Source organism: Streptomyces sp. NPDC058663 (assembly GCF_042716745.1).
GTDB lineage: Bacteria > Actinomycetota > Actinomycetes > Streptomycetales > Streptomycetaceae > Streptomyces.
Map to the genome: position 1 here is coordinate 43480 of NZ_JBHXRV010000040.1, position 16974 is coordinate 60453.

Below are 16974 nucleotides of genomic sequence, written 5' to 3' on the forward strand. Positions count from 1 at the left end.
GAAGGGGACCGTTATGTCAGGCCTCGACTTTCACCAGAGACTTGCCGTCAAATGTCCGGACCTCGAACCTGTCGATGTCGCCCGCCGCCATGGCGGCGCCGCCGTGGATGTACAGCGGGCTTCTGGCGCTCTCCCGGGGGCTGCCGGGGATTCCGTATCCCCACTCGGGGACGGACCAGCTGGAGACGGTCTCCTCGTCGCCCTTCTTGGAGACGGCGATCAGGCGGCACTTGAGCGGGCCCCTGACGTTCCTCAGTTCCAGGACGGTGTGGGTGCCCCAGCCTTTGGCCTCGGTGCCGACGGTGGCGCCGACCCTGGTCACCGGGTCGGTGGCCTCGGTCTTCTTCGTCATGTGGTGGAAGAAGGCGTCCTCGGCGGGACTGGTGGGGTGCGGGTCGGGCAGCGCCCGTACGGCGGACCGGCCGCCGTCGTCGGCGCCCAGCACGACCGCGCCGGTGCCGCCGATGACGACCGCCGCGGCGGCCGCGGCCAGGTACAGTCCGCGCCGGGTGCGCCGCGCACGCCGGGCGGTGACCTCGCCGAGCAGGCCGGTCAGCAGGGCCGGACTCGGCGGCGTCAACTCCCTTGGCGGCCCCGGCGGTTCGCTCAGGGCGGCCAGTACGGGTTCCAGTCCGGCGAACTCCTCCAGCTGGGCGGCGCACAGGCCGCAGCCCGCGAGGTGCGCCTCGAAGGCGGCGCTCTCGCCCGCGTCCAGGATGCCGAGACAGTACGCGGCGACGGCGTCGTGATCAGGACCGGGGTCGACGCGCCGGCGCTCCGGCGGGGTGGTGTCCGGGGGAGTCATGCCGTCACTCCTCGTTCCTCGAGCGCCAGCTTCATCGAGCGGAGCGCGTAGAAGACCCGGGACCGCACGGTCCCGCTGGGTACGCCGAGGACTTCGGCGGCCTCGCCGACCGTACGGCCCTTGAAGTAGGTCTCGACGAGCGCCTCCCGGTGGGCCGGTGTCAGATCGTCGAGTGCGTCGCTGAGCGTCATCAACCACAGCGCCTTGTCGATCTCGTCCTCCGCGGGCATGACCTCCAGCGGCGACGGTTCGACCTCGCGCGGCCGGGCCTGCCGGCTGCGGTGGTTGTCGATGACGATGCGCCGTGCGACCGTCACCAGCCAGGGGCGGACGGAACCGGTCGCCCGGTTGAGCTGACCGGCGTTCTTCCAGGCACGGATGAGCGTCTCCTGCACGACGTCCTCGGCCCGCTGGCGGTCACCGGCGACGAGACGTGTGACGAAGGCGAGCAGGGCGCCGGCGTGTTCGCGGTACAGCGAACGCATCAACTCCTCTTCCGGGGAAGGGGAGTCGGCGCGCTTCCCGGCGCTGCGATGCCGCGCCCGCCTCGGACGGTCATCGGCCACGGCGGTATCCTCGCGCACCTTCGCCCTCCCGGTCGAGTCACTCCGGGAACCTCCCGGAATGCGTCGCCCTCCGGTACGCGGGAGCGGGTACGGACGACTCAACGGGGCCCATGATTCTTTCGCCGGGCCCTGCGGCACGGGGACGGCGGGGCCCGTGGGCGGGGCCGGCGGGAGCGTCCGCCGGTACGGACGGCGGGGCCCGTGGGCCCGGCCGTCGGGCGCGTCCGCCCGTACGGCTCACCCCCGCGCCGTGCCCCTCACGACTGGGCCGCCACCGCCGCCCTGCGCCGGTGGCGGGCGACGCGCTCCCGGTTGCCGCAGACCTCGCTGGAGCACCAGCGGCGGCGGTGTCCCCGCGACGTGTCGAGGTACAGGCGGGGGCAGTGGTCGCCCTCGCAGCGGCGCAGCGCGTTGCGGGCGGCGGGGTCGGTGAGGAGGGCGACGGCGTCCCTGGCCACGGCCGCCAGGAGCTGTTCGCAGCGGGGTTCGGCGGCCAGTGCGCGCACCAGCGAACCGTCGGGCGCGCGGACGGCCCGGGGCGCGGGCGGGGGCACCGCGGCAAGGGCGTTGACCTGCTCCAGCGCGGCCTCGGAGCTTCGCCCTGTTGCCAGTAACTCCCTTATGCATTCCCGTAGTTGGCAAACCCGCAGCACCCACTCGTCGTCGGCGCCCCGCAGCCGGGTACCGGCGGGCAGCAGGCCGCTGCCGGCCAGCCACTCCCCCAGCCTGCCGGGGGAGCTCAGCAGTTCCTCGCTGCGGGTCCGGGTCGCGAGCAGGTCCAGACAGACCCGCCCGGAGTCGAACCACCATGCGTACGTGCCGCCCACACCACCCGCGCCCATGCCGATGCCCTCCGGGATCGCCGTACTCCCAGAGTGCCCGCAGCCGCCCCGCACCGGAACCCCCGGTGCCGCGCGCGTACGGTGCCGGTGTGGGGGCGCCGGACCCACCGTGGCCGTCGAGGGCCTGCTGCGGCTCCGTACGCCCCGCCCCCGCTCTCCCGGCTCCGCATGCCGGTCCCCGCTCTCCCGGCTCCGCATGGCCGCCCCCGCTCCCCCGGCTCCGTACGCCCCGCTCCGCCTACTCCGGCGGCCCGTCGTGCAGGATGCGCTGGAACAGCCGGTGGTCCCGCCACTCCCCGTCGATGTGCAGGTACTTCCCCGCCACTCCGATGTCCTCGAAGCCGCTCTTCTCCAGCACCCGCTGGGAGGCCGCGTTGGTCAGCAGCGTGGCCGCCTCGATGCGGTGCAGCCCCAGCTCGGTCCTGGCCAGGTCGCACACCCGTGCCACGGCGGCCGTGGCCAGGCCCCGGCCGCCGCACCCGGCATCGATCCAGTAGCCCAGCTGAGCGCTGCGGAACGGCCCGTACGCCACATTGGTCAGGGTGATCCCGCCGGCCACCCGCTCCCCGTCCACCAGCAGCCACGGCACGGCGCGCCCGGCGTCCCGGTCGGCGAGCAGCCCCGTCAGCCGGGCGCGCTGCCCCTGCGGCGTGTAGAAGGACTCGGGGCGCCGCGGCTCCCAGGGCCGCATGTGCGCACGGTTGAGCCGGATCGCCTCGGCCAGGGCCGGGGCGTCGTCGAGGGTCGCGGGGCGGAGTTCCATGCCGTCGAGGATCATCCCCGTACCGTACGGAAGGAACGGCGTGCGACGCACGAACGCCCGTCCGCCCCGGTGCGGGGGCGGACGGGCGTCGTGTGTGACGCGGGTGCGCGGATCAGCGCGCGTCGGTGCTCTTCTTCTTTGCGCCCTTCGCGTTCTTCGCGCCGTTCGGCCAGAGACGTGGCTTGCGTTTCGCCGCGACGTCCTCCGCCCAGCCGAACGAGGCGATCGCCACCGCGATCAGCGGCCACGCGAGGATGAACATCAGGACCTGGTACAGCTTCCCCAGGTACGGGCTGATCAGCTCGCCCACCACGGGAAGGCCCCACATCTGGTCGATGACCGGGATGGCCAGCATGATCGCCATCTCGTGCCAGAGGTAGATCGTCACGGCCCGGTTGTTGGCCAGGGTGATCGGGGTGTCGAACCCCTTGAGCTTGCCCGGGAGTTCCTGCCAGGACGGCGAGTAGTGCAGCAGGACCGCGCAGAAGCCGAGCGACCACAGGGCGTTGGCCACCGCGATCTCGTCGAAGTTCCAGGGCACTTCACCGGGGTGCGTACCCGCCCACCACAGGCCCAGGCCCATCAGCACCGCCGCGAACGACGGGATCATGTACGCCTTGAGCTTCTTCAGCGTGCCCTCGTTGTGGGCGAAGCCGAGGATCCAGCAGGACGCGAAGGTCGAGAAGTCCTTGATCGCGTTGCCGGTCTCGCCGGGGATCTGGACCAGTTCCAGGCCGATGACCACGGAGATGCCGAGCGGGGCCAGCATCGTCACCCACGGCAGCTTCTTGAACGCCTTGAGCATCAGCGGCGACAGCACCACGAACCACAGGTACGCCCGGATGTACCAGAGCGGCCCCGAGGTCTGCTCCGCCCAGCCGAGGCCCAGCAGGCCGCCCTCGGAGCCGGCCTCGGCCGGTCCCGTCGGGGCGCCCACCGGCACGAACCACCAGGCGAGCTTGATCCACCACCAGATGATGGAGTCGCCGTCCTCGCCGGCGGTGGGCTTCCACCCGCCGTTGAAGATCAGCGCGAGGGTGACGATCGAGAACACCCACACCGGCACCATCAGTCGCCGGATGCGGCTCTTGATGACCTGCGCGCCGGACCTGGCGCCGAGCGAGCGCGCCATCAGCGAGCCGGCGAGCGCGAACATCACGCCCATGGACGGGAAGACGACGGTCATCCACGCCTGGTTGTAGACGTGGAAGAGCACCACGCGGACGAGCGCGATGGAACGCAGCAGGTCGAGGTAGCGGTCGCGGCCCGGCTTCTTCGGGGCCGCCTCGGGGGCGTCCTTGTCCGGCGCTTCGGCTCCCGGAGCACCGGAGTCCGCCTCCGGCGCCGAGGCCGGATCGGCCGCTTCCGGCCACGCGGACGTACCGGGCCCGTACGGGTCGTCCACCGCGCCGCCGGCCTCGGGTGCGCGGCCCCAGGCCGGCTGCTGCCGGGTCTGCGCACCGACCGCGCTCCGGGCGAACGCGGGGGTCTCCTCCTGCTGCGGGAACGTCGTGGTGGGGCCTTCGCCGTACGCGGGACCCGCGGGGGAAGGGCCCGCACGGCCCGGCTCCGCGTAACCCGGCTCCGCAAAGCCCGGTTCCGCGAAGCCCGGCTCCGCGTGTCCCGGTTCCGCGTATCCCGGCTCCGGGTAGCCCGGTTCCGCATAGCCCGGGTTGGCGTAACTGGCGTCCGGGTACGCGGCGCCCGGGGAGCGGGCCCCCTCCTGCGGGGCGTAACCGCCCTGCTGCTGCGGGATCCCGGCCTGCGGGATCCCGCCCTGGGCGCGCCGGTTGCCCGGCAGCTGCGGCCAGCCGCCGCCCTGCGTCTGCTGCGGGGGGTTCCCGTTCTGCGGGTACGCCTGCGGGTAGCCGTTGCCCTGCTGGCCCTGGCCGTTTCCCTGGGCGTACATGGAGGGGCCGGGATTGTTGCGCACCTGCGGCCAGCCACCGCCGCCGCCCTGCTGGGGCGGCTGCGCGTGCGGCCCGTCCAGCCGGCGCGGGAAGCCGTCCTCGTCGTACTCCGTGTCGTCGGGGTAGCCGTTGCCGTCCGCCCCCGGATATCCGTGGCTCATCCGACCGGCCACCTCTCCTGATCGGCGTCGCGCCGCTGGCCCGGCAGGGCCCCCGGCGCCTCGACCACACCGGTCCTGCGCAGCTTCTGCCAGCGGAGCCGGCCGCCGGTGAGGGCGGTGATCCAGGACTGGAGCAGGACGACGTACATGATCTGGCGGTACAGGATCTGCTGGAGCGGGAAGGAGAGCAGATGCGTCATCTTCTCCTTGTCCAGCCGGAACGCGTAGGCCGCGCAGACCACCTGGAGCATCAGCACGCCGAACCACGCGATGACGGTCTTGCCGGTCGGGCCGAAGACCAGGCCGTAGACCAGGAAGATGTCGATCAGCGGGGCGAGCAGCGGGAAGACGATCATGAAGAGCGAGACGATCGGCAGGCCGATCCGCCCGAAGCGGCCCGAGGGGCCCTTCTCGATGAACGCCCTGCGGTGCTTCCAGATCGCCTGCATGGTGCCGTACGACCAGCGGTAGCGCTGCGACCACAGCTGCTGCACGGACTCCGGCGCCTCGGTCCAGGCGCGCGCGTCCTCCGCGTACACGACCTTCCAGCCGTCGCGGTGGAACGCCATGGTGATGTCGGTGTCCTCGGCGAGGGTGTCCTCGCTCATGCCGCCGACCCGGTGCAGGGCGTCCGCGCGGAACGCGCCGATCGCGCCGGGGATGGTCGGCATGATGCCGAGCATGTCGTAGAGGCGGCGGTCGAGGTTGAAGCCCATCACGTACTCGATGTGCTGCCAGGCACCGATGAGCGAGTCCCGGTTGCCGACCTTGGCGTTGCCGGCGACCGCGCCGACGCGCGGGTCGCCGAACGGCTGGACCAGCTCGCGGACGGTGGACGGCTCGAAGACGGTGTCGCCGTCCATCATCACGATGATGTCGTAACGGGCGTGCCGGATGCCGTTGTTGAGCGCGGCGGGCTTGCCGGAGTTCAGCTGGCGCACGACGCGGACGTTGGGCAGCCGCATCTGCTCGACGATGTCGGCGGTGCCGTCGTTAGAGCCGTCGTCGATGACGATGACCTCGATCGGATGGTCACTGGACATCAGCGAGCGCACGGTGTTGGCGATGCACTCGCGCTCGTTGTACGCGGGCACCAGCACGGTGACCGGTCTGGTGATCTGCGGCCCCCAGCGGAAGCCGCGTTTGCGCACCTTGCGGGCGTGCGCGAAGGAGAGGATCAGCATCAGCCCGAAGCGGGCGATGACCAGCGAACCGACGATCGCCAGACCCCACGTCAGGGTGTCGGTGATGCCGTCGGAGACGGTGATCGCGGCGAGGAACGCCTTCGACTTCCACAGCTCGAGCCCCGTCACCGGGGTGTGCGCGCTGGGGGCGCCGAGCGCCTGGGTGAGGGTGGTGAACTGGAAGCCGCGCTTCTGCATGTCCGGCAGGAACTGGTCCAGCGCCTTCAGCGTCCGCGAGCGGTCACCGCCCGAGTCGTGCATCAGCACGACCGTGCCCTTGGTGGTCTTGGGCGTGGCGCGCTTGATGATCTCCTGGACGCTGTGTTCGGCCTTCCAGTCCTCGGAGTCGGTGTCGTTGACGACGGTGAGGTAGCCGAGCTTGCCGACGTACTCGGCGACCGGCCAGTTGGCGTTGTCGAAGGCGTACGAGAAGGAGGAGTACGGCGGCCGGAACAGCGAGGTGTGCACCCCGGCCGCGCCGGCTATCGCGAGCTGGTTCTGCGAGAACTGCCAGTCGATGCCGTTCTTGGTCTTGTACGACAGGTCGGGGTGGTTCCAGGTGTGCAGCCCGATCTCGTGGCCCTCGTCGACGATGCGCTTGACGAGGTCCGGGTAGCGGGTGGCGTTGGAACCGACGACGAAGAAGACGCCGTGGGCGTTGTACTCCTTGAGCTTGTCCAGGACCTTGGGGGTCCACTTGGGGTCCGGACCGTCGTCGAAGGTGATGACGACGTGCTTGTCCTGTACGTGCCGCGCCTCGAGCTTCTCGGGGTTCCGGGTGTCGATGACCGGACCGCCCTTGCGGATGCTGTCCGGCACCAGGTTCTGGTCGGTGGCTTCGCGGGCACCGCGCTGGTCGGACTCGATCTCGTTGTGTACGTAGCCGCGCAGCATCAGCATCGCCATCAGGGCGACGAGCACCAGCGACGGCAACAGGTACCGCATCGGGAGCCGGCGCCGCCGGGTGCGCGTGCGTGAGCGCGTGGCTGAGCGGCGGGCGCCCTGGGAGGAACGCCTGCGAGGGTTGGACATCTACGTGCCGTGCCTTCTACTGAGCCGGGGTGACGGGATCCACGGGAGTTTCGGGGTCTGAGGTCGGGGGTTCGCCCGCACCACCGGGAGCTGCACCGCCGTCTGCCACGTTGCCGTCGGCCGCACCACCGGGAGCTGCACCGCCGTCCGCGACGTTGCCGTCGGCCGCGCCGCCGGGAGCAGCGCCGCCCGGGGCCGCGCCACCGCCGGGAGCTGCCCCGCCGGGAGCGGCCCCACCGCCGGGAGCAGCGCCGCCAGGCGCTGCTCCGCCACCGGGAGCAGCGCCGCCGCCGGGAGCTGCCCCGCCGCCGGCCGCGGCCGCCGCGGCGTTACCGGGCTTGTCGGCCGGGTCGGCGGGCGGCTTGGTGCCCGCCGGGGGGTTCTTGGTGTCCGGCGCCTTGGTGCCGCCGGCGGGCACCTTGCCGTTGGTGCCGGGGGTCTGGCTGCCCTGGTTGCCGGGGAGCTGGTTGCCGCCGACCGGGGGGAGGTCACCGGCCTTGGGAACAGAGGGGGCGGGGCTGGGCTCGGACTTGACCTTCTCGGCCTTCTCCTCGGACTTGGCGCCGGGGAGGAACAGGCCGGGAGCGAGGGAGGTGCCGCCGATGAGGGAGGCGATCAGCATGGCCGCGTACACGGCGCAGACGGCGCCGACCACCCAGCCCAGCCTGCGGAACTTCTTTCCGCGGCGTCCGCTCTCGTCGACGAACACCGGGCCGTCGCTGCTCTCCACGGACAGCTCGGGCAGTACGGGTCCCTGGTCGTCGCGGCGAGCGAACCCGGGCCCGACGGAGTCGAGCTGCATGGTCCGGTCGTCCACGTCGCGTATCTGGCGTATCTGTCGGGTCTGCCCGGTGTCGGCACCCTTGCGCATGTTGTTCACAGCTGTCCGCATCCCCCACTGACTGATTCATCGGTGGGCGCGCGCGACTCTCTGGACGACCTCTTGGGACCGGGCCCCCACCCGTCCAAGCGCCCCTATCACACTGCACCCGGAGGATGAATGTAGCGCACCCGGGTGATGCTGCTTATCGCGAGTGCACAGTTGTCACACATCAATGACATATCAAGGTCCGGAACGGGTCATTCCGTGCCCGATTTGACCTGCTTGACCCACATTTATGGGGTGGATAAGACATCACGTGACGCATATGACAGTCAAGCCCTACAACCCTCGGGCTCCTCAGTTGTCACAGGTCACGACACGCCCCCGAACATCCTTGCCAGGCGGCCAGGCGGCCAGGCGGCCCGGCGGCCGCGGGCCGAAGCAGGGCCGGCAGCTCGTCCGGACACGACGAAGGCCCGGCCGCCAGTGGCGGCCGGGCCTTCGCTCAACCATGGGAATTGTGGAGATGGCGGGAATCGAACCCGCGTCCAACGGTGCAGAATCAGGGCTTCTCCGTGTGCAGTCTGCTGCGATTTTCTCGGCCCCGGAGATCACGCAGACAAGTCTCCGACGGGCTCAGTCACTGTTTGATTTCCTCACCGTCCCCGTGACCGGGACGGTGAGTTTAGATCCCTTGATGATGCCAGGATCCGGGTCGGGATCACCCCCGGGCTGACACTTCGCAAGTCGCTACTTAGGCAGCGAGGGCGAAGGAATCGCGCTTGGTATTGGCGATTATTGGTTGCGACATATGGTTTACGAGATCATTGCCGCTTCCTCGACACGCTTCCCCTGCTTCGACATCCGCTGTCGAAACCGATCATCCCCATGTTGATTTTTCAAGCTGCGCCCCACCAGGTGGGGTGCAGTAGCCATCGTACGGGACGGGTGCCCGACGATGCCAACCCTATTTCCGCCGGAGCCCGCAGCTGCCCGCGTTTCCGGCGGAGCCTACAGCTGGCCGCGCTCCTTGCGCTTGACCGCCGCGATCGCGCGGTTGGTCTCCCTGGTGTCCTGCTTCTCGCGGAGCGTCTGGCGCTTGTCGTACTCCTTCTTGCCCTTGGCGAGCGCGATCTCGCACTTGACCCGGCCGTCCTTGAAGTAGAGCGCGAGCGGCACGATGGTGTGGCCGCTCTCGTTCGACTTGGACTCCAGCTTGTCGATCTCCGCCCGGTGCATCAGCAGCTTGCGCTTGCGCCTGGCCGCGTGGTTGGTCCAGGTGCCCTGCGAGTACAGCGGTACGTGGATGTTGTGCAGCCACGCCTCGCCGCCGTCGATCTGCACGAAGCCGTCCACCAGCGACGCCCTGCCGAGCCGCAGGGACTTCACCTCGGTACCCATCAGCACCACACCGCACTCGATGGTGTCGATGATGGTGTAGTCGTGCCGGGCCTTCTTGTTCTGCGCGATGATCTTGCGCTGGGGGTCCTTTTCCTTAGCCATAGTGCGGTCATTTTCGCACTACGAGCCCCCCTGAAGGCCACTCAATACTGTCCGGGCCCGTTCCTCGGCCCGCGCGGTGACCACCAGGTCGGGGGTGATGCCCCGGCCGTCGAGACTGTGGCCCGCGGGAGTGCGGTAGTGGCCGACCGTCAGCTCGGCCACCGAGCCGTCCGCCAGCCTGCTCGGTTTCTGCACCGAGCCCTTGCCGAAGGTGCGCGAGCCGACCGTCAGCGCCCGGCCGCGGTCCTGGAGGGCGCCCACCGCGAGCTCGGCGGCGCTCATGGTCCCGCCGTCGACGAGCGCGACCACCGGCCTGTCGGTGTCCCCGCCCGGCCGCGCGTGCAGCGCCCGCTGTCTTCCCCGGTCGTCGTAGGTCGCCACCAGACCGCCGTCGAGGAAGGCGGAGACCGCGGTGACCGCCTCACTCACCAGGCCGCCCGGGTTGCCGCGCAGATCGAGCAGCACGCCCTTGCCCCGGGGCGCGCGGCGCACCGCGTCCCGTACCCGCTCGCCGGAGCCCTTGGTGAAGGAGGCGATTCTGATCAGTACGGCGCCGTCGGGGAGGTCCTCGACGGTGACCGCCTCGGTGGCCAGGGTGGCCCGGTGCAGTCTCTCGGTCCACGCGCGCGTGCCGCGCACCAGACCGAGGGCCACCGGGGTACCCGCCCGAGCCCGTCGGCCGCTCTCCGTCTCGCCGCGCAGCAGCGAGACGACCTCGGTGACGGGCCGGCCCTCGACCCGGTGTCCGTCGACGCTGCGCAGCCGGTCGCCCCGCCGTACACCTGCCTTCGCGGCCGGCGATCCCGGCCGCACCCCGGCCACCCGGACCCGGCCGTCGGCGCCGCGCTTGGCCACCAGGCCGACGCCGGTGTACTCGCCGCCCAGGGACTGCTCGAACTCCCGGTACTCCGAAGGGTCGTAGACCGCACCCCACCGGTCGCCGCTGCGGCTGACGGCCTCCTCGGCCGCCTCCTTGCCGGACTTGCCGTCGGCGACCGCCTCGGCGGCGGCCCTGGCGACCGCGTCCGCGGTGGCCCCGGCCCGCTGGGCGGAGACGGGCCCGGCGGCCGGAGCGGGCTCCCTCGCCTCTTCGTACGACCAGGAACCGGTCGCCGAGACGGTGGCCAGCGCGCCCGCCAGGACCAATGACAGGGCCGCCCCACGGCAGAGTCCGCGGGGCCGGACACCGAATTCCGGTCCAGGCATGGCGAGAAGTCTAGGACAAACGCCGTGCCCCGTACGGCGTGTTGCCTTACGGGGCACGGGGGAGTGCGGGATGAGGGCCGCTCCGGGGCGGCCCGGTTCACACCTTCAGGTACTTGCGCAGCGCGAAGAACGCGGCCAGCGCGGGCATCAGCAGACTGATCGCGAGCACCAGCGGCAGCTTGGTGAGGACGGAGTCCCAGCCGATGAACTGGATCAGTTCCATCTTGTCGGCGAGCGCCAGACCGTGGTCGATCAGGAAGTACCTGCCGACGGCCAGCAGGACGCAGGCGAGGACGCCGCCGATGAGGCCGGCGACCGCGGCCTCCATGATGAACGGCGCCTGGATGTAGAAGCTGGACGCGCCGACCAGCCGCATGATGCCGGTCTCCCGCCGTCTGCTGAACGCCGAGACGCGCACCGTATTGATGATCAGCATCAACGCGATGACGAGCATCAGGAACATCAGACCGAGCGCGGCGACGTTCATGCTGTTCATCAGGGCGAAGAGCTGGTCGAGGATGGAGCGCTGGTCCTCGACGGACTGCACGCCGTCCCGTCCTGCGAAGGCGGTGGCCACCACCTTGTACTTCTGCGGGTCCTTGAGCTTGACCCGGAAGGACTCCTGCATCTGGTCCGGCGTGATGACGTTGGCCATCGGGGTGTCGCCGAACTGCTCCTTGTAGTGCTTGAACGCCTGGTCCGCGTTCTCGTAGAAGACGCTCTCGACGACGTCCATCTTCTCCAGGTCGGTCTTGACCTGCTTCTTCTGGTCGGCGGTGACCGCGCCCTTGCCGCACTGCGGGACGCCGGTCTCCGCGTCGTTCTTGTTGCAGAAGTAGATCGAGATGTTGACCTTGTCGTACCAGTAGCTCTTCATGTCGCTGACCTGGTCGCGCATCAGCAGCGTGGCACCGAACAGGGCCAGGGAGAGAGCCACGGAGACGATGACGGCAAAGGTCATCGTGAGATTCCGGCGGAGACCGACACCGATCTCCGACAGGACGAACTGGGCGCGCATCGGCGTCCTTTCAGTGCTGGTAGCCGTAGACGCCGCGAGACTGGTCGCGTACGAGACGGCCCTTCTCGAGTTCGATGACGCGCTTGCGCATCTGGTCGACGATCTGCTGGTCGTGGGTCGCCATCACCACAGTGGTGCCGGTGCGGTTGATGCGGTCCAGCAGCTTCATGATGCCGACGGAGGTCTGCGGGTCGAGGTTGCCGGTCGGCTCGTCCGCGATCAGCAGCATGGGGCGGTTGACGAAGGCCCGTGCGATGGCCACGCGCTGCTGCTCACCACCGGAGAGCTCACCGGGCATCCGGTCCTCCTTGCCGCCGAGGCCGACCAGGTCGAGCACCTGGGGGACGGCCTTGCGGATCTCGCCCTTCGGCCTGCCGATGACCTCTTGCGCGAAGGCGACGTTCTCGGCGACCGTCTTGTTGGGCAGCAGCCGGAAGTCCTGGAAGACACAGCCGAGCTGGCGGCGCATCTGCGGCACCTTGAAGTTGGACAGGCGCGCGAGGTCCTTGCCCAGGACGTGCACCTGGCCCTGGCTGGCGCGCTCCTCGCGCAGCAGCAGCCGCAGGAAGGTGGACTTGCCGGAGCCCGAGGACCCGACCAGGAAGACGAACTCGCCCTTCTCGACCTCCAGGGAGACGTCCCGCAGTGCGGGACGGTTCTGCTTCGGGTAGGACTTGGACACGTTGTCGAATCGGATCACAGGTGCACCACGGTCGCCGGGAGTAGGTGAGCGTGACCATACGCGACCCGGCCGCGCGCCCGCAGGCTGCTGCCCGCCGGTGAGGGGTTTGCTCCGGTTTGCCGGGGGCCGTGTGCCCCGGACCGCGCGGATGTGGCGACCGGCTGGCACAGTGGAGGGGAACGGATGTGTTTCTCCGGGCGTTGTCAGGGAGAGAACGCGGGGAAAACGCGGGAGAACGATTCCGTACGGCCGGTAGCCGAGGAGGAGAGCGCATGACCTATGACCGGTTGGTGTGCGCGAACTGCGCGGGGCCGGTGGCCGAGGGCCGATGCCCGACGTGCCGGGCGAGCAGGCAGCGTCTGGAGCAGCAGGAGAGCCCCTTCGCACAGCTGAGCCCGGCGGCGCTGGTGTCCCTGCTGGTGATACTGGTCGCTGCGATGGCACTGGTGGCACACCAGGCCGCGTAACCGCCCCAGGGGCGCGCGGAGCCCTGGGGTACTCGGAACCGAGGAAGCACGGAGGGGCCCGGAGCGCTGATACGCGCTCCGGGCCCCTCCTTCTTCATGGCCGCGTGCGGTGCGGACTGCCCTGCCGGGGTGCCCGGACGGCACCCCCGTACGGGGGTGCCCGTACCGGTGTGCCCGTACCGGTACGGGCACACCGGACTCCGGCGTTGCGTCAGGCCGCGTTGCTGCCGTTGCCGCTCAGGCGGGGCAGGAAGCGGAAGGCGATGCCGCCCGCGATCATCGTCGCGGCGCCCACCAGCAGGAGCGTGGTGTCACCCGCACCGGTGGCGGCCAGCTCGTCCTTGGGCTGGGCCTGCTCGACGGGACGGTTGGCGATGCTGTCGACGTCCGTGTTGTCGCCGGCACCTCCGGTCTGGCCGGTGCTGCCCGTGCCACCCGTGGTGCTACCGGGGGCCGACGGGTCGCCGGTGGGCGGCTTCGTCGGGTCGGTCGGCGGCTTCGGGTCCGTCGGCGGCTTCGGGTCGGTCGGGTCCGTGGGGGGCTTCGGGTCGGTGGGGTCCGTCGGCGGCTTGGGATCCGTCGGATCGGTCGGCGGCTTCGGGTCGCTCGGGTCGGTCGGCGGCTTGGGATCCGTCGGGTCCGTGGGGGGCTTCGGGTCCGTGGGATCCGTGGGCGGCTTGGGGTCGGACGGGTCCGTCGGCGGCTTGGGATCCGTCGGGTCCGTGGGCGGCTTCGGGTCCGTCGGCGGCTTCGGGTCCGTCGGGTCCGTGGGCGGCTTCGGGTCGGCGGGGTCGGCCGGGTCCGCGGGGTCCGCGGGGTCGGCCGGGACGCCGGGGTCGGCCGGGTCGCCCGGGTCGGCGGCGTCGATCCCGGCGTTGACCTGGACGGCACCGGCGTCGACCTGCACGCCCGCGCCCGTGTCGGGTCCGACGGCCTGGGCGACACCCGCGGCGGTCAGCGAGGCACCGGCGGCGATCACCGCACCGGCAGCTATCCGCGCGACGCGGACCCGCATCTTGTTGGTCATCTGGTTGCTACCCCCAGTAGCTGAGCCCGCCCATGGGCGGGCTCGTCGGCTTGCTCTACGAATTGGTGCGTCGATGGAGCAGCTATGCAGGGGCAATGGCCTTGGCGGGGATGTCAGTTCACGGGACCACATCTCAAGAGGCCGCCTGCTCGCCCCCGTTCACACCCGCCCCAGACATACGCATGCTGCCCGCCACACTCCCCCAGCCGCGAGAAGCACGTCAAGGTCGTTCCGACCGCGATGCCTGATTTGGTGTCACTTGCCCGCCCGATGTGCACAGCCCTGTGACATATCCGTGCTCCGCGGCGGGAACGGAAGAGCGCCGGAACCCGTCGGGGTCCGGCGCTCTCCTCGGCTTGACGCCGGATTCGCTACTTCTCCCCCTGCTTGCGCCAGCGGATGCCGGCCTCCAGGAAGCCGTCGATCTCACCGTCGAGGACCGCCTGCGGGTTGCCGACCTCGAACTCCGTACGCAGGTCCTTGACCATCTGGTACGGGTGCAGGACGTACGAACGCATCTGGTTGCCCCAGGAGTTGCCGCCGTCGCCCTTGAGGGAGTCCATGAGCGCCTTCTCCTCCTGGCGGCGGCGCTCGAGGAGCTTCGCCTGGAGGACGTTCATGGCGCTCGCCTTGTTCTGGATCTGGGAACGCTCGTTCTGGCAGGAGACGACGATGCCGGTCGGGATGTGCGTGAGGCGCACCGCCGAGTCGGTCGTGTTGACGCCCTGGCCGCCGGGGCCCGACGCGCGGTAGACGTCGACGCGCAGCTCGGTCTCGTCGATGTCGATGTGGTCGGTCTTCTCCACGACCGGGAGCACCTCGACGCCCGCGAAGGACGTCTGGCGGCGGCCCTGGTTGTCGAACGGGGAGATGCGCACCAGGCGGTGCGTGCCCTGCTCGACGGAGAGCGTGCCGTAGGCGTACGGCGCCTTGACGACGAAGGTGGTCGACTTGATGCCGGCCTCTTCCGCGTACGACGTCTCGTAGACCTCGGTGGAGTAGTTGTGCCGCTCGGCCCAGCGCAGGTACATGCGCTGCAGGCGCTCGGCGAAGTCGGAGGCGTCCACGCCGCCGGCCTCGGCACGGATGTTGACCAGCGCCTCGCGCTCGTCGTACTCGCCGGAGAGGAGGGTGCGGACCTCCATCTCCTCCAGCGCCTTGCGCACCGAGACCAGCTCGGTCTCCGCCTCGGCGAGGGCGTCCGCGTCGCTCTCGTCGGCGGCCATCTCGAACATCAGCGAGAGGTCGTCGATCCGGCTGCGGAGCGTCTCGGTCTTGCGGAGCTCGGCCTGGAGGTGCGAGAGCTTGCTGGTGATCTTCTGGGCGGCGTCCGGGTCGTCCCACAGGGACGGCGCCGCGGCCTGCTCTTCGAGCAGGGCGATGTCGGCCCTCATCTTCTCGAGGTCCAGGACGGCCTCGATCGACCCCATGGTCGAGGAGAGGGACTTCAGCTCTTCGGATACATCGACGACTGCCACGTGCACCAGCGTAACCGGTACGGGATCGGGACCGGCCCGGGAGCCCTTTTCGGCCCGGCCGGCCGGGCGTTTCCGCGGGCCTCCGTTCTCCGTCCGGTCCGACGCGGCCGGGAGCCGTGGTCTGCCCGTCCGGCGTGGCAGGAGCCGTGGTCTGCCCGTCCGGCGTGGCAGGAGCCGTGGTCCGCCCGGCCGGTCGGGGCCGCGAGCCGTGGTCCGTACCGCCCGAGCGGCCCGGAGCCCCGGTCCTTCCCGGCCCTCAGGGCAGGGCCGGTGCCGACTGGCTGGTGTCCGGTGCGGGCGGGGCGTCCTCGTCCGCCGAGGTGACGGCCAGCCAGCCGCCGACCCCGAGTGCGGCCAGCAGGGCCACCCCCGCCGTCGTCATGATCAGCCGGCGGCGGCGCAGCTCGGACTTGTGCCGGGCGGACCCGGGCCGCCTGTCCCCCGGGGCGCGGGGCACCCTGGCCGTGCCCAGCGGTCCGCCCGCCAGCTCGTCCGGTGCGGGCACCCGCATCGAGGTGTGGGTGTCCCGGTTGGAGTCGGCCGTGGAGCCGGGCACCAGCGGGACCGCCCCCCGGCGGGGCCGCGCGGGCTCGGCGCTCTGCCCGCCCTCCGCCTCGTACGGTACGGAGTCCCCGGCGGCCGTGCCCTCGGCCTCGGGCTCGTCGACGTCCAGCGGCGGCATGCCCGCCAGGTGCGGCAGCTGTTCCCGCAGTCCGGCCGCCAGTTCGGAGGCCCGCAGCCGCGAGGCAGGCGCCTTCGCCAGGCACTGCACTATCAGCTGCCAGAGCTCCTCGGGGATGCCGGGCAGCGGGACGACGGTCTCGGTGACGTGCCGGCGCAGGACCGCGCCCGGGTGTCCGCCGCCGAACGGGGTGAAGCCCGCCAGCAGCTCGTACAGGACGGTGGCCAGCGCGTAGATGTCGACGGCGGCGCGCGGCGGCAGGCCCTCGACGATCTCCGGCGCCAGGTAGTCCGGGGTGCCGATGATCTTCGTCGCCCTGGTGCGGCGCGGGGTGTCGATCAGCTTGGCTACGCCGAAGTCGGTGAGCAGGGCGGGGTGCGCGCCGCCGGGGCCGAGCGGGCCCTGCATGTCGAGCAGGACGTTCTCCGGCTTGACGTCGCGGTGCACGATCTGGGCGGCGTGCGCGGCGGCGAGACCGTCGGCGATGTCGATGGCGATGGCCACCGCGGCCTCCGGGGCCAGCCTGCGTTCGCGGTCCAGGCGGGTGCGCAGGTCGGTGCCCCTGACCAGGTCCATCACGAGGGCGAGGTCGTTGCCGTCGACGACCAGGTCGCGGACGGCCACCACGTGCGGGTGGTCCAGCTTGAGCAGGGCGGTGCGCTCCTGGACGAAGCGGCCGACGAGTTCCTGGTCGGAGGCGAGGTCCTCGCGCAGCATCTTGATGGCGACGGGCCCTTCGGGTCCCTCGCCGAGCCACACCGTGCCCGCGCTGCCGCGCCCCAGGATCTGGTGGGCGGTGTACCGGCTGCCGATTTTCCGTGCCAA

15 protein-coding genes and 1 other RNA gene are annotated in these 16974 nt (G+C 70.9%); 1 reads left to right on the forward strand and 15 read right to left on the reverse strand.

Annotated elements, in window-relative coordinates; all coding sequences use genetic code 11:
• Positions 1–16 precede the first annotated feature (16 nt).
• The 12 genes from ACFWVV_RS26825 to ftsE form a co-directional block, all read right to left on the reverse strand.
• On the reverse strand, positions 17–805 hold the full coding sequence (locus ACFWVV_RS26825) for an anti-sigma factor family protein (RefSeq protein ID WP_384355085.1): 789 nt from the start codon (positions 803–805) through the stop codon (positions 17–19).
• On the reverse strand, positions 802–1389 hold the full coding sequence (locus tag ACFWVV_RS26830; RefSeq protein WP_384355083.1) for a sigma-70 family RNA polymerase sigma factor: 588 nt from the start codon (positions 1387–1389) through the stop codon (positions 802–804). The genes ACFWVV_RS26825 and ACFWVV_RS26830 overlap by 4 nt, the downstream gene beginning before the upstream one ends.
• 239 nt (positions 1390–1628) lie before the next feature.
• Positions 1629–2213 carry a CGNR zinc finger domain-containing protein gene (locus ACFWVV_RS26835; protein ID WP_384355081.1) on the reverse strand — a complete coding sequence of 195 codons (585 nt, stop codon included), beginning with the start codon at positions 2211–2213 and terminating at the stop codon, positions 1629–1631.
• Between the two features lie 238 nt (positions 2214–2451).
• Complete coding sequence (locus ACFWVV_RS26840; protein ID WP_384355079.1) at positions 2452–2991, reverse strand: GNAT family N-acetyltransferase; 540 nt, start codon at positions 2989–2991, stop codon at positions 2452–2454.
• A gap of 97 nt (positions 2992–3088) precedes the next feature.
• Positions 3089–5047 (reverse strand): acyltransferase family protein, encoded by a 1959-nt coding sequence (locus ACFWVV_RS26845; protein WP_384355077.1) that lies wholly within the window; start codon positions 5045–5047, stop codon positions 3089–3091.
• Entirely contained in the window at positions 5044–7263 is a 2220-nt protein-coding gene (locus ACFWVV_RS26850) for a bifunctional polysaccharide deacetylase/glycosyltransferase family 2 protein (RefSeq protein ID WP_384355075.1), read from the reverse strand. The genes ACFWVV_RS26845 and ACFWVV_RS26850 overlap by 4 nt, the downstream gene beginning before the upstream one ends.
• 16 nt (positions 7264–7279) lie before the next feature.
• Complete coding sequence (locus ACFWVV_RS26855; protein WP_384355073.1) at positions 7280–8155, reverse strand: hypothetical protein; 876 nt, start codon at positions 8153–8155, stop codon at positions 7280–7282.
• 449 nt (positions 8156–8604) lie between these two features.
• Positions 8605–8974, reverse strand: a transfer-messenger RNA (tmRNA) gene (gene ssrA / locus ACFWVV_RS26860).
• A 123-nt stretch (positions 8975–9097) separates the two neighbouring features.
• Positions 9098–9589 carry an SsrA-binding protein SmpB gene (smpB, locus tag ACFWVV_RS26865; RefSeq protein ID WP_384355071.1) on the reverse strand — a complete coding sequence of 164 codons (492 nt, stop codon included), beginning with the start codon at positions 9587–9589 and terminating at the stop codon, positions 9098–9100.
• 18 nt (positions 9590–9607) lie between these two features.
• The gene (locus ACFWVV_RS26870; RefSeq protein WP_384355069.1) at positions 9608–10795 is read right to left on the reverse strand and encodes a S41 family peptidase; all 1188 of its coding nucleotides are present in this window, start codon (positions 10793–10795) and stop codon (positions 9608–9610) included.
• Positions 10796–10892: 97 nt separating this feature from the next.
• On the reverse strand, positions 10893–11813 hold the full coding sequence (gene ftsX, locus ACFWVV_RS26875; RefSeq protein WP_384355067.1) for a permease-like cell division protein FtsX: 921 nt from the start codon (positions 11811–11813) through the stop codon (positions 10893–10895).
• 10 nt (positions 11814–11823) lie between these two features.
• Complete coding sequence (gene ftsE / locus ACFWVV_RS26880) at positions 11824–12513, reverse strand: cell division ATP-binding protein FtsE (RefSeq protein ID WP_384355065.1); 690 nt, start codon at positions 12511–12513, stop codon at positions 11824–11826.
• Between the two features lie 254 nt (positions 12514–12767).
• Between ftsE and ACFWVV_RS26885 the strand changes: the two genes are divergently transcribed.
• On the forward strand, positions 12768–12962 hold the full coding sequence (locus tag ACFWVV_RS26885; protein WP_384355063.1) for a hypothetical protein: 195 nt from the start codon (positions 12768–12770) through the stop codon (positions 12960–12962).
• A 211-nt stretch (positions 12963–13173) separates the two neighbouring features.
• Here the strand turns inward: ACFWVV_RS26885 and ACFWVV_RS26890 are convergent, their stop codons facing one another.
• The 3 genes from ACFWVV_RS26890 to ACFWVV_RS26900 all read right to left on the reverse strand — a co-directional run bounded on the left by ACFWVV_RS26890 (position 13174) and on the right by ACFWVV_RS26900 (position 16974).
• Complete coding sequence (locus tag ACFWVV_RS26890; RefSeq protein ID WP_384355061.1) at positions 13174–13989, reverse strand: hypothetical protein; 816 nt, start codon at positions 13987–13989, stop codon at positions 13174–13176.
• A 371-nt stretch (positions 13990–14360) separates the two neighbouring features.
• Positions 14361–15467, reverse strand: coding sequence for a peptide chain release factor 2 (prfB, locus tag ACFWVV_RS26895; protein WP_384355059.1), 1107 nt, complete (start codon positions 15465–15467; stop codon positions 14361–14363).
• 256 nt (positions 15468–15723) lie between these two features.
• The gene (locus ACFWVV_RS26900; RefSeq protein ID WP_384355057.1) at positions 15724–16974 is read right to left on the reverse strand and encodes a serine/threonine-protein kinase; all 1251 of its coding nucleotides are present in this window, start codon (positions 16972–16974) and stop codon (positions 15724–15726) included.